12 protein-coding genes are annotated in these 13,623 nt (G+C 41.5%); 4 read left to right on the forward strand and 8 right to left on the reverse strand.

What is annotated here, in order from left to right:
• Positions 1-82 precede the first annotated feature (82 nt).
• The 3 genes from DDV96_RS10630 to DDV96_RS10640 all read left to right on the forward strand — a co-directional run bounded on the left by DDV96_RS10630 (position 83) and on the right by DDV96_RS10640 (position 1,744).
• Positions 83-766: a DUF4919 domain-containing protein gene (locus tag DDV96_RS10630; protein WP_116694751.1), complete on the forward strand. Its 684-nt coding sequence runs from the start codon at positions 83-85 to the stop codon at positions 764-766.
• Positions 767-926: 160 nt separating this feature from the next.
• A complete protein-coding gene (locus DDV96_RS10635) occupies positions 927-1,466 on the forward strand; it encodes a hypothetical protein (RefSeq protein ID WP_116694752.1) in 540 nt (179 codons plus the stop codon).
• 41 nt (positions 1,467-1,507) lie between these two features.
• Entirely contained in the window at positions 1,508-1,744 is a 237-nt protein-coding gene (locus DDV96_RS10640) for a VF530 family protein (protein ID WP_116694753.1), read from the forward strand.
• Positions 1,745-1,860: 116 nt separating this feature from the next.
• Here the strand turns inward: DDV96_RS10640 and dxs are convergent, their stop codons facing one another.
• Entirely contained in the window at positions 1,861-3,636 is a 1,776-nt protein-coding gene (gene dxs, locus DDV96_RS10645) for a 1-deoxy-D-xylulose-5-phosphate synthase (RefSeq protein WP_116694844.1), read from the reverse strand.
• A gap of 54 nt (positions 3,637-3,690) precedes the next feature.
• On the opposite strand from dxs, the gene DDV96_RS10650 reads away from it, so the two are divergent.
• Positions 3,691-4,146 carry a nucleoside deaminase gene (locus tag DDV96_RS10650; protein ID WP_116694754.1) on the forward strand — a complete coding sequence of 152 codons (456 nt, stop codon included), beginning with the start codon at positions 3,691-3,693 and terminating at the stop codon, positions 4,144-4,146.
• Between the two features lie 61 nt (positions 4,147-4,207).
• Here DDV96_RS10650 and DDV96_RS10655 read toward each other — a convergent pair whose 3' ends face one another.
• The 7 genes from DDV96_RS10655 to DDV96_RS10685 all read right to left on the reverse strand — a co-directional run bounded on the left by DDV96_RS10655 (position 4,208) and on the right by DDV96_RS10685 (position 13,618).
• A complete protein-coding gene (locus DDV96_RS10655; protein WP_116694845.1) occupies positions 4,208-4,405 on the reverse strand; it encodes a cold-shock protein in 198 nt (65 codons plus the stop codon).
• Between the two features lie 95 nt (positions 4,406-4,500).
• Positions 4,501-4,746 carry a hypothetical protein gene (locus tag DDV96_RS10660; protein ID WP_116694755.1) on the reverse strand — a complete coding sequence of 82 codons (246 nt, stop codon included), beginning with the start codon at positions 4,744-4,746 and terminating at the stop codon, positions 4,501-4,503.
• Entirely contained in the window at positions 4,746-6,536 is a 1,791-nt protein-coding gene (locus tag DDV96_RS10665; protein WP_116694756.1) for a chloride channel protein, read from the reverse strand. The genes DDV96_RS10660 and DDV96_RS10665 overlap by 1 nt, the downstream gene beginning before the upstream one ends.
• The gene (locus DDV96_RS10670) at positions 6,515-6,838 is read right to left on the reverse strand and encodes a tetratricopeptide repeat protein (RefSeq protein WP_116694757.1); all 324 of its coding nucleotides are present in this window, start codon (positions 6,836-6,838) and stop codon (positions 6,515-6,517) included. Before DDV96_RS10670 ends, DDV96_RS10665 begins: the two co-directional genes overlap by 22 nt.
• A gap of 212 nt (positions 6,839-7,050) precedes the next feature.
• Positions 7,051-8,808, reverse strand: a complete 1,758-nt coding sequence (gene aspS / locus DDV96_RS10675; RefSeq protein WP_116694758.1) for an aspartate--tRNA ligase — start codon at positions 8,806-8,808, stop codon at positions 7,051-7,053.
• Positions 8,809-8,938: 130 nt separating this feature from the next.
• Positions 8,939-12,442, reverse strand: coding sequence for an efflux RND transporter permease subunit (locus DDV96_RS10680; protein ID WP_116694759.1), 3,504 nt, complete (start codon positions 12,440-12,442; stop codon positions 8,939-8,941).
• A gap of 15 nt (positions 12,443-12,457) precedes the next feature.
• Positions 12,458-13,618 (reverse strand): efflux RND transporter periplasmic adaptor subunit, encoded by a 1,161-nt coding sequence (locus DDV96_RS10685; RefSeq protein WP_116694760.1) that lies wholly within the window; start codon positions 13,616-13,618, stop codon positions 12,458-12,460.
• Positions 13,619-13,623: the final 5 nt, after the last annotated feature.

The raw sequence follows: 13,623 nt of genomic DNA on the forward strand, positions 1-13,623 counted from the left end.
CTGTGTTTTACCGAAAAGTTAGTGCGTTAAAATCCGCTACTATTCTTATACTAGACCATTGTGCAGCATTAAATAAACGATAATGAAAAAAATAATTTTAGTATCATTCATCTTAATTAGTTTTTTGTCCTATTCTCAAGATTGGGATTTCGAAAAACCTAATTACAAAAAAATTGAAAAAAATATTAAAAATAAAAAATCTAATCTCTTCTACGAATCTTTGATGAATAGATTCCAAAATGCCGATTCAACAATGACTTTGGAGGAAAAAAGACACTTATATTACGGTTATACATTTGATGAAAATTATTCGCCTTATTCACGTTCTGATTATGGTGATAGTTTAAGAGTTGTGTTACAAAAAGAAAAATTAGACAGTTTAGATTTAATTAAAGTAGTCAATTTTACAGATAAAATGCTTTTAGACAATCCTTTTGATTTGAATGCAATCAATTATCAATTATATTCATTAGAGCAAATGGGAGATAAAACCACTTTCAATAAAAAAGTTACCCAATTAAGAATTATTGTTGATGCTTTAATGAGTTCAGGTAATGGAAAAAGTAAAAAAGAAGCATTTTATGTGATTTATACCTCCCACGAATATGACTTGTTGAGTATTCTTGGTTTTCAATTTGGTGGGTCTCAAAGTTTAATTGAACATTACGATTATTTGACTCTTGCTAAAAATGAAGCAAAATTAGAAGGATTGTATTTTGATGTAAGTCCTTGTCTGAATTCAATGTCAAAAATGTTGAAAGAATAAAACGCTGTAGAACAATGACTATAAGTAATTGCTTGTTCTGGACCACTTCTGAAAATCCGCTAGGATTTTCAGTTTGTTGTGTACTTGCTAAGTTCAGTTTTAACCCACGCGACTACTCATAGCCCGACCGTTACAACCAATTTAAACCGAATTTTAAGAAATGAAAAAACTAAATGTATTCCTTGGGCTTTTAATTGGATTTACAATCTTATCCTGCTCATCAGATGACAATAAGGATGAGCCACCTCAAAATTTCTTTGCTAATGCTTATCTGGAAATTTATTCAAAAGATGGGTTCAACTGTGTTGGGGATTTGTTTTTGACAAGTGGAACCGCTAATTTAAATTCAGATGGTGAAATTAAAATCAACAACGATAATGAAAATGTTGTTGTTTTTAACGAAATGGATATGACCAATTGCGAAATGAACAACCCGACAATAAAAACTTTTGATTTGCAAAATGGCTATGATTCTGAATTAAACACCATTTTTGCCCCCGATGTATTTTATGACATTGTCACAGATGTAAACGGCAACATACAATCTGCGAACGAATATTATGCAAATCAGTTAAATATAACATTTGCCAAACTAACTTTTTCATCAGATAGCAAATTAAGTTATGAGATTCAGTATGAAAACGGAACAATATTGACGGAGTCTTATTCTGGAAAAATAGAGGTTTTTGAAGTATTCTAAAAAAACTGTTTCTATATAATCAATATAAACTGAAATAATCAATGAATAAAAAAAACGGTCAACAAAACGAACAACCCAATAACCCAATGCACGGGGTAAAATTACAAACAATACTAGAGGTGCTGAAGGAACATTATGGTTGGGAAGGATTAGCCAAGAAAGTCAACATCAATTGCTTTAAAAATGATCCTTCCATTAAATCGAGCCTTAAGTTTTTAAGAAGAACTCCGTGGGCGAGGGATAAAGTGGAGCAGCTGTACCTTAATTTGATTGAGTGAAAGTTTCCTAGTATGGCCCGTAGATACGCCACGGATACTCCATAGATAGTTCATTGTTTTGTAAGAATTTGATCTTTTTTCCTACGTGATTTATAGAAGTTGAATAATTCAGTACTTTACTGTAAACATTTTAGAATAAACTGTTTAATCTTTCTTATAGAAATTCCAGCTTCGTCTTTCAGTTCATCAACCGTTCCGTGTTGGGGAAAGTAATCTGGAATCCCCAGCAATTTAATTTTTCCGGGATAGTTTTTTTCTGAAGCATACTCCAGCACACCACTTCCAAACCCGCCTTTAGTTACGCCATCTTCCACGGTGATGATTGTTTGGTGTTTCTTGAAAATAGAGTCCAATAATTTGGTGTCCAATGGTTTTACAAAACGCATGTCGTACATGGCAAATTTTTCTTTTTCTGAAATGGCATCAACAGCTTTCATTACTTCTTCAGAAATGGTTCCAACAGTTAATACCGCAAGTTCAGTCCCTTCTTTTAAACAGATGCCTTTTCCTATTTCAATTTCAGAAAACGGTTTTTCCCAATCTGTTATGGAGCCTCTTCCACGCGGATAACGAATGGCAATTGGATGTTCAAGACCTAATTGTGCCGTGTACAACATATTCCGAAGTTCAATTTCGTTTCTGGGCGCAAAAACGATGAGGTTGGGAATGCACCGTAAGAAAGCAATATCAAAAATACCGTGGTGCGTGGCGCCGTCTTCGCCTACAATCCCGGCACGGTCCAAACAGAAAATAACGGGCAGGTTTTGCAAACAGACATCATGGATCACTTGGTCGTAGGCACGTTGTAAAAAGGTAGAATAAATATTGCAAAACACGGTCAAGCCTTGTGTGGCGAGCCCTGCAGATAAAGTAACAGCATGTTGTTCGGCAATGCCTACATCGAATGCTCTTTCTGGAAAGGTTTCCATAAAGTATTTTAACGAGCTTCCTGTTGGCATGGCAGGGGTAATACCCACAATGTTTTGGTTTTCCTTGGCCAGTTCTACGATTGTTTCGCCAAACACATCTTGAAATTTAGGGGGAAGTCCGTTGTTGTCTTTTGGCACTAAATCGCCTGTAAGCGCATTAAACTTTCCAGGGGCGTGGTATGTTACCTGGTTTTCCTCGGCTTGACGTAACCCTTTCCCTTTTTTGGTGATCACGTGCATTAATTTAGGGCCTGGCACGTTTTTTAGTCGTTTTAACTCTGAAGTCAATTCTTCTAAATTATGGCCGTCAATTGGGCCAGAATATTTGAAATTAAGTGCTTCAAAAATATTGTCTGTATCAGGCGCACCGTATAAGGTTACCTTTGTTAAATAATCTTTTAACGCACCCACACTGGGATCGATACCAATAGCATTATCATTCAGGATGACCAGGATATTGGTGTTGGCAATACCTGCGTGGTTTAAAGCTTCAAAAGCCATACCGCTGGCTATGGAAGCATCGCCCACCACTGCAATATGTTGTTTTTGTGTTTCTCCTTTTATTTGTGAAGCAATGGCCATTCCTAACGTGGCCGAAATTGCTGTGCTGCTGTGACCAACGCCAAACGTATCGTAATTGCTTTCACTTCGTTTCGGGAAACCGGCAATGCCGTTCAACTGTCTGTTGGTGTGGAAAATGTCTTTCCGTCCGGTCAATATTTTATGGCCGTAGGCTTGATGGCCTACATCCCACACCAAAATATCGTCAGGGGTATTGAAAACGTAATGTAGGGCGATAGTGAGCTCTACAACCCCAAGACTGGCACCTAAATGGCCTTCCTTGGTCGCTACTATATTAATGATAAACTCCCGCAGTTCTTTGGCGAGTTGCGGTAGTTTTTCCTTTGAAAGTTTCCGAAGGTCTTCAGGAAATTGAATACTATCTAATATCTTTTTTGACACATAACAAAGATACATTTTGATATTGTACTTTTGAATATTCTATAAAAGATACTGATGGATTTATTGAAACCCTACGACGACACTTATTTTATGAAACGTGCCCTTATGGAAGCCGAAGCAGCTTTTGAAAAGGATGAAATCCCCATTGGGGCCGTGATTGTTATTGATAACCAAATTATCGCCAGGGCGCACAACCTAACCGAAACCCTGAACGATGTTACCGCGCACGCAGAAATGCAGGCCATAACTGCCGCTGCAAATTATCTAGGTGGCAAATATTTAAAAAAATGCACGCTTTATGTAACCCTAGAGCCCTGCCAAATGTGCGCAGGTGCCTTGTATTGGAGCCAGATTGATAAAATAATTTATGGAGCGAGGGACGTGCAACGGGGCTGTATAGCTATGAGCACCAAACTGCACCCCAAAACCAACATGAGCGGTGGTGTTTTGGAAGAAGAGGCATCAGGTTTGCTTAAGCGGTTTTTTATTGAAAAACGAAATATGAATTAAGGGCATTAAAAAACCCTCCACAGTTGGGAGGGCTTTGCTAAAATCTGTAAAAGTATATCACTTATTCATGGATCACGCGCACTTGGCCCGCTACCATTCCTTTTCTTCCTTCTTCTTCAACATATTCTACTTTGTCACCCTCGTTAAGAGCTTCGCCATTAAGGCCGGTAACGTGTACAAAAATGTCTTTTCCGGTTTCGTCGTTGGTGATAAAACCGTACCCTTTAGATTCGTTAAAAAATTTTACTGTTCCTTCCATTGTAATAAAAAAATAAATTAATAATAAAACCAAAGGTACTATTTATTAGGTTGAAACGTTAAAAAAATGCAAAAAAATTTAATTAAAGGATCAAATCATATCTTTTCTTCCTTTCCCTTTTCCCGCATTTTATCAAGATTTTCTTTGGTGAGCATGTAGTCTTTAAAGTTTCGTTTGCGCCACCTATGATAGATGAAAAGGGGCATCCACACAAAAAACAGCCCTACTATAGAAAGGCCCACGCAAAGTTCACCGGTACTGAAATCTTCGGGCCGGATATAGAAGCCATACCCAGCACTGCCCACAATGGCAATAAATACTATGATTAATACAATTCGCATCAGTTTCTTGAAAAATCGATTAGTTTTCGTCTATAAGCAGTCAATAACCTGGATTTTGAAACAAATCCGTAATACGTGCCATTCGATTCCACCGGAAGGTTCCAGGCTCCGGTATCTTGGAATTTTTGCATAACACTGGTCATCTTGTCTTTCTCAAAGTTAATGATTTCTGGCGGATTTTGCATAAGCTCCCGGGCATTTACTTCACTATAAAGCGATTGGTTGAACATGATGGGACGAAGGTCGTCCAGCAAAATGATGCCTTCCAACTTGTCGGTCTTTCTGTTAACCACGGGATAGATGTTCCGTTTAGATTTCATTACGGCCGTTTCTATTATTTCGCCCAATTTCATATCGCTATAAACTTTTATGAAACTGCGTTCCACTACGCTTTCTATGTCCATTAGCGTAAGAACGGCATGATCTTTATTGTGGGTAATCAATTCGCCTTTACGGCCCAGCTCCATCGCATAGACTGAGTGCGGGATAAAACTTTTGGTAATGGCGAATGAGATGGTCGAGGTGATCATCAATGGGATGAACAGCTCGTATCCGCCGGTCATTTCGGCAATGAGGAAAATGGCCGTCAACGGGGCGTGCAATACACCTGCCATAAGCCCCGTCATTCCCACCAGCGTAAAATTGCTTTCAGAAATAGGGTTTGAAAACCACCCTATACTATTGAGGGCCTTTGCCAAGGCGTTGCCCAGAATGCTCCCCATAAACAAAGTAGGGGCAAAAATACCGCCTACCCCGCCCGCTCCAAAGGTAAGTGCGCTGGCTATTATTTTAAACACAACCAAACCCATCAACAACGCGATCACAACCCATACGCTGGAAAGTTCTAAGTTGAAAAAATTGTTTTCCAAGGCCGCATTGGGATTGCCCTGGATGAGGTTGTTCATAATGTCGTATCCTTCTCCGTACAATGGAGGGATAAAATAGATAAGCAACCCTAACCCCAAACCGCCAATGAGGAGTCGTTTTATAGGCGAGTTGATCTTTTCGAAAAAATCCTGAAAAAAAGCATACGTTTTGGTGAAATAAATAGAAGCAAAGGCGCCTACAACCCCTAACAGCATATAAAAAGGAAGGTCCTGTAGCGCGAACTTATCTTCAATGTTAAAAGGAAGCAAGATCTCGTCTCCGAAGAAAAAATACGATGTGATCACCCCTGAAAGCGATGCCAACAATAACGGCAATAAAGAGGCCAAAGTGAGGTCCAGGCTAAATACCTCGATGGCAAAAATAATTGCGGCAATGGGCGCTTTGAAAATGGATGCCATTGCCCCGGCCCCGGCACAGCCTATGAGCAAGGTTCGGGTAGATTGGTTTAAGTGCAATACCCGGGAGAGATTGGAGCTCAATGCAGCACCTGTAGCCACCGTTGGCCCCTCCAAACCTACCGATCCTCCAAAACCCACGGTGATGGGAGCGGTTAAAATACTTCCTATCATCTGGAACCGCCGCATAAGTCCTTTGCGTTTTGAAATTGCAAACAAGGTAGAGGGGATGCCGTGGTTTACTTTATGCCTTATAATGTACTTCATCACAAGGTAAGTGAGCGCCAGCCCAATAATGGGAAATATAAAGTAAAAAGCGGTGTGGTAATATTGAACAAAGCTGCCTTCCAGTAACAGTTGTATAAAATGTGTTAAATTTTTTAACACCACCGCACCAACTCCTGCCATAAAACCGATCAATATACTGAGTATGTATATAAACTGCTTATGCGAAATATACTTTAACCGCCATTTTAGAAAGCGCTTTAAGAGGGTTTGTTTTGGCATATGGAGTCCAATTTTGCTCTTAGGTTATTCAAGTCTTGCTTGTAAATTTGCCGTAAAGTCTCTACGTAGTGGCGGTTGTTGTAATAGCCTGCTTCAAAATCTTCAATAGCGTCCATTAGCAAATTTTGTGCTTCGCCACAGTTGTTTTGTTCAGTATTAATCAAGGCTTTATAGTATTTTCCATCTGCTGATTTACCGTTGTTGTATTGGATAAATTTATCAAAATCTGTCAAAGCCTTCTCAAAGGTACCATTTTCATAATAAGCAATGCCCCTGAACAAAAAAGCTTTTGATTTACCCAATCTCCGCCGTATACAGCTGTTTTTTTAAATTTATGGTTTGGGAATATACGTATAAACCATCTATCGATAGCTATAGATAATAATCCCAATTAAAAAAAGCATTCCCATTGTAAAAAAGTACAGTAGGGGATGGACTATTTTCCAGTTCATTTTTTCTTCTGAAACGTAAAAAAAGCCTCACAGATTATAACAAGCTATGAGGTCTAAAGAACTTATTTATTGTCCAAGCTGAGCTTTAAATGCAATGCTTCCAATTGCTCGTTGTCAATAACCGCTGGAGCATCGATCATTACATCGCGGCCCGCATTGTTTTTTGGGAAGGCAATGAAATCCCGTATGGTTTCCTGGCCGCCCAAAATGGCTACCAAGCGGTCCAGCCCAAAGGCAATGCCACCGTGGGGGGGGGCACCATATTGAAAGGCGTCCATTAAAAAGCCAAACTGTGCTTTTGCTTCTTCAGGCGTAAACCCTAAATAATCGAACATTTTAGCTTGAGTTTCCTTATCGTGAATACGAATGGAGCCGCCGCCTATTTCGTTTCCGTTCAATACCAAATCGTATGCATTGGCTTTTACGGCACCGGGATCGGTTTTCAACAGTTCCATTTGGCCGGGTTTTGGCGACGTAAACGGGTGGTGCATGGCGTGGTAGCGATTGGTTTCTTCGTCCCATTCCAATAAGGGGAAATCGATAACCCAGAGTGGTGCAAATTCATTTGATTTACGTAGTTCCAGACGTTCGGCCAGTTCCATGCGCAAGGCGCTCAATTGCGTTCGGGTTTTGTGGGTTTCGCCCGAAAGCACACAAATTAAATCGCCGGGTTTTGCAGCGGTGGCTTCGGCCCATTTGGCCAAATCGTCTTGATCGTAAAATTTATCAACCGACGATTTATAGCTTCCGTCATCATTGCAACGCACGTACACCATCCCCTTGGCGCCTACTTGTGGTCGCTTAACCCAATCGATCAATTTGTCTATTTCTTTCCGGGAATAGCTGTTTCCACCGGGAACGGCAATACCGACCACCAATTCGGCTTTATTGAACACATTAAAGTCTTTGTTTTGTGCAACGGTGTTCAATTCTCCAAATTCCATCCCAAATCGAATATCGGGCTTGTCGTTTCCGTAGCGGCGCATCGCTTCGTCATAAGTCATCCTTGGGAATTCTTCAACGTCAACCTTATTGATTTCTTTCAACAAATGACGGGTAAGGCCTTCAAAAGTATTTAACACGTCTTCCTGTTCCACAAAGGCCATCTCGCAGTCAATTTGCGTAAATTCGGGTTGGCGGTCGGCGCGAAGGTCTTCATCACGGAAACATTTCACGATCTGGAAGTATTTGTCCATTCCGCCTACCATCAACAATTGTTTGAAGGTTTGCGGCGACTGCGGCAATGCGTAAAACTGCCCTTCGTTCATGCGGCTGGGCACTACAAAATCACGGGCGCCTTCTGGGGTCGATTTAATGAGGTATGGGGTTTCCACTTCCACAAAATCCTTTTCTGAAAGATAGTTGCGAACGGCCATGGTCACTTTATGGCGAAAAACCAAGTTGTTGCGAACCGGCGTACGGCGAATGTCGAGGTAGCGGTATTTCATCCGGAGGTCTTCGCCGCCATCGGTTTTATCTTCAATAGTGAAAGGTGGCGTTAAGGACGTATTTAAAACAGAAATTTCAGAAACCAACAACTCTATATCGCCAGTAGTCATTTTCGGGTTTTTAGATTCCCGCTCAATCACGGTTCCGGAAACTTGGATCACGAATTCCCGTCCCAATTGCGAGGCCTTGTCCATCACGTCTTTAGGGGTGCGTTCTTCATCGAAAATCAACTGTGTAATACCGTAGCGGTCCCGGAGGTCTACCCAAATCATAAAACCCTTGTCCCGTATTTTTTGAACCCAGCCAGACAGGGTTACTTGATTATCGATATCTTTTGCTTTTAATTCGCCGTTATTGTGCGTTCTGTACATAGTTTTTTGAAAATTGAAGTGCAAATTTAAGAAGTAATATTGTACTGGGTGTTTATTTGCTACAGAAATATAGCGGGCTGAAAAGCAAAAACTTCCAAAAAAATAGTTTTCTTCGGAAGTTTTTGGCTCTTTATTTCCCTGTCTCTGCTTGTTTTAATCGTTGCTTTTCCTGAAGTTTCCGTTCTTTCTTTTCGGCTCGTTTCTTAGCGATTTTTACCTTGGCGCGGTTTACCAAATAAAACATCACCGGCACCACGATCAAGGTAAGGAAGGTAGCGAATATCAACCCGAAGATCACGGTCCAGGCCAATGGTCCCCAAAATATTACGTTGTCGCCACCTATATAAATACCGGGGTCGTAATCGGTAAATAATCCAAAGAAATCAATGTTTAATCCTACGGCCAGCGGTATTAAGCCTAACACTGTGGTGATGGCCGTCAATAACACGGGGCGCAAACGCGATTTTCCGCCGGCGACGATCTGGTTGAAATATTCTTTTTTGGTCAACAGATCGTCTTCATCAACTCCCAGCTCTTCTTTTTTACGGTCTATGAGTATTTGGGTATAGTCTATCAACACAATGGCATTATTCACCACAATACCGGCCAGTGAAATGATGCCCATCATGGTCATGATAATTACGAAGTCCATTCCAAAGACCACCAAGCCCAAGAATACACCTGCCAAACTCAGTACAATGGCCGAGAGAATGATTATGGGTTTTGATATAGAATTGAACTGTGCCACCAAGATCAACAGAATTCCGCCCATGGCATAAAACAACGCCATAAGCAGAAAACTCATGTTTTCGGCCTGTTCTTCTTGTTCGCCAGTAAACGCATAGTCAATATCCTGCGGCAAGTTGTAATTTTCAAGTTCAGCTTTTATTTCGTTTACTATTTCAGTGGCATTGTATCCTCCCAGTACATTAGAATAAAGAGTTATGACGCGTTTTAGGTCTTTCCGTTTTATGGAGCTAAAAGACGAGGTAGTCGTTTTTGTAATCAACGATGAAATGGGCACCTGGACAATTTTTCCTTGGTTGTTTCTAAAGGTAACGGGTTGGTTGTACAATGCACTCTCGTTATAGCGGTATTGATTGTTCAGCCTGACGTTAATGGGATAATCTTCGTCATCTTCTTTATAGGTGGAAGCTTCTTCCCCGTAAATAGAGCGGCGCAAGGTCTGTCCCACCGCAGCAGAAGAAACGCCCAATTGTCCTGCCTTTTTACGGTCCACTTGGATGTCCACTTCTGGTTTCGATTTGTTCACGTCTATTTTAAGCTCTTCAATACCAGCGATGCCACGGTTTTCAATGTAGCTTCGCATTTGTTCGGCTTCTTGCAGCATTTTTTCGTAATCATCGCCGCTCAATTCAATGTTTATGGGATACCCTACCGGTGGTCCTGCCACATCTTTTTCAACGATTATGGAAGCTCCCGGGAATCCTTTTACGGCATTACGCACTTCAGATAACACAGTGCTGCTTTTCACGCCCCGTCGCAGTTTAAATTCCCGCATGGAAAGCGTTATTTTTCCTTTATGGGGCATTTCGTTGCTCTGGCCGGCATCGGTCATGGGGTTTCCGGCTCCTTCCCCCACTTGCGATATGGCCGACTCTACCATAAAGTTGTACCCATCGGGGTCTTCATATTTCTCTATAACACTGTATATGCGGTCTTCGATCTTTTTGGTGAGCTCATTGGTTTTTTCTATTGAGGTACCTTCAGGGTATTCAATATAGGTCATAATCTGGTTGGGCTCGTTTTCGGGGAAAAATAACACTTTGGGCTGCGCAATCCCAACGAAAACAAAGGAAAGCAGCAAAAGCCCAAAGGTTCCAAAGAGGAACCAATACGCCATCTTTCCGCGAAGCGCATATTTCAGGAATTTTTCATAAAAGTTCTCTAATTTCTTGAGCGATTTAAACTGAAAGTACTCCACAGCACCAGCCAGTACATATTTATAAACCCAAAGCATAATAGCGGCCAAGATGCTCAAGTTCCCTATTCCGCGAAGCCCTGGAACGTCCAGTATAAAACCGGTAATCAATAAAATGGCGCCAATTATAGCCAATACAAGACTGCGCCGTACCAATTTCTTTTTGGTAATCTTTTCTTCTTCGGTCTCCATGAATTTTGACGTGAGCATGGAGTTGATGATCAAAGCGACAAAAAGGGAAGACCCTAACACCACCGAAAGCGTAATGGGGAAAAAAATCATAAACTTACCAATAATCCCCGGCCACAGCCCTAACGGGAAAAATGCGGCCAAGGTGGTCGCTGTCGAGGCGATAATGGGCCAAGCAATCTCGCCCATGCCTTGTTTAGCGGCTTTTTTTCGGGGCATGCCTTCGCTCATGAGCGAATACACATTTTCTACTACCACAATACCGTTGTCCACCAACATACCAAGGCCCATCACCAAACCAAAAAGGACCATGGTGTTTAAGGTAAAGCCTAAGGAAGAAAGGATAAACAGCGACATAAGCATGGAAAGCGGAATGGCAAACCCAACAAACAGTGCATTCCTGAAACCTAAAAAGAACATCAAAACCAATACCACCAAGATTACCCCAAAAATAATGTTGTTAACGAGGTCGTCCACTTGGTTCTGCGTTTTTATGGATTGATCGTTGGAGAGGGAGATGTGCAGCCCTTCAGGCAAGTAGTTTTCCTTTTCGGTTTCGATTATTTCCTTAATGTGCTCTACGGCCTCAATCATGTTTTTTCCGGCCCGTTTCTTTATATCGAGCATAACCACCGGTTCTTTGTATTCCCGGGCAAAAGTGGTGGGGTCTTCGGCTTTAAAATTTATCGTTGCGATATCCTTGAGGAAAATGTTGCCGCCATCGCGTTTTACCACAATATTTTCAAGTTCTTTTGGGTGTTCTATTTCACCCAATACGCGAATGTTCTTCTCAACCCCGTTACTTTTAATGTTCCCGCCCGAAATGGTCGTGTTTTCGCTTCTAATAGCATTGATAACGTCGTTAAAGCTCACTTGAGAAGCCGTCATTTTATAGATATCGATCGCCACTTCCACTTCCTTATCTTCCACGCCGCGAATAACGGCTTCCTTGATGGGCGGTAACAACTCTATTTTGTCTTGAAGGTATTCTGCATAATCCTTGAGCCGTTGCAGCGGATAATCTCCGGTAAGGTTGACGTTGAGGATGGGCATTTCTTCTGAAATGTTCAAATCGAACACATTGGGTTCTACCTTGGCGCCATTGTCTAAGGTAGGCCACGTAGTTTCGGCCTTGACCAAATCTACTTTGTCCTTAACCCGTTGTTTTGCCGTGGGTATTTCCACGTCTTCTTCAAACTCCACAATGACCATGGAATAATCCTGAAGGGTAGTGGACGTGATTTCGTGTACACCGCCAATGTCGTTGAACTCCTCTTCCAAGGGTTCGGTAATGAACTTTTCGACATCTTCGGCAGAGTTGCCGGGATTTATGGAACTCACATATATTTTAGTCTCCACGATCTCCGGAAATGACTCGCGGGGCATGGTGTAATACGAAAAGATACCCAAAACTAAAATTATGGCAATAATGACGTACACCGTCATCTTATTGTCGATGGCCCAAGAGGAGATGCTGAATTCTTTATAGGTGTTCTTGCTCATAACGCAATAGGTTGTTTAGTTTTTGTAGGTCACTTTCTGGCCGTCACGAACGCTTTTGGCCCCTTCAACAATAATTGTTTCCCCTTCTTTTAGCCCATTTTTTATTTCAACTTTATTGCCGTATGTAAGGCCGGGTTCCACAATTTTCCGCTTGGCCGTTCCCGTGGAATCGGTTTTAGGTTCATACACAAAAACAATGCTTTCCCCTTTTGAATTTTCCTGAAGAATGCTCTCGGGCACGGTAATCGCATTTTGGTTGGTGTAATCGTTCACCTCGACCGTGGCTATTAAGTTGGGTTTTACCTTTCCGCTTTTGTTGGGAATGGCAATACGGACATCAAACGTACGGTTGTCTGGGTTGATGTAGTTGCTTGCTTGACGAACCGTCCCTTTATATTCTTCTCCAATGGAAGCCAAACGCACGTTTACCTCAGTGCCCTTTTCAATGCTGTTCAAGTAGGTTTCGGGCATGGAAGCTTTTACGTACATATCGCTCAAGTTGACCAAGCGGATTACTTGTGTCTGGCCTTGGTTTACCACTTGGCCTTGATCTGCAATCACATTGTCCACTACACCCGAAAACGGTGCCGTAATCACAGTTTTAGCCAATTGCGAACGGATTTGTTGCGCGGCTTTATCGGCTGCTTCGTAAGTGGCTTTTGCTTCTAAAAATTGAATTTCGGAACCAATTTTTTGATCCCATAACCGTTTTTGGCGCTCAAAGGTTGTTTTTGCCAATGCCACTTGGGTTTCTTGTTGCGCCAATTGGCTGGAAAGTCCGCCGTCGTCAATTTTCGCCAATCGTTGCCCTTTGCTTACGCGTTGGCCTTCATTAACATAAACGTTGGTCAACACGCCAGAAAACTCGGGGTAGATAATAATGTTTTGATCAGTCCTTACGTTTCCTTGCACTTCCACAAAGTGTTTAAAAACGGTATCGTGTATTTTCTGGGTGCTTACCAAAAGGGCGCGATCGTGCCGTTCCTTTTTTTCAATAAAGGTGTTTAGTTTGTCAATTTTGCTATTCAACTCTTTTTGTTGTGCCGAGAGTGCTGCCTTTTTTTCTTTTATTTCAGAAAGGTCGCCTTTTTCCAAAAGGGAATCCACAGATTCTTCCTTATTGCCACAGGCGGCTAAGGTTAAGAATATCATGAATAGGTATAGTAGCTTTTTCATAAATG

This window comes from Marixanthomonas spongiae (genome assembly GCF_003095375.1).
In the GTDB taxonomy this organism is placed as follows: Bacteria; Bacteroidota; Bacteroidia; order Flavobacteriales; family Flavobacteriaceae; genus Marixanthomonas; species Marixanthomonas spongiae.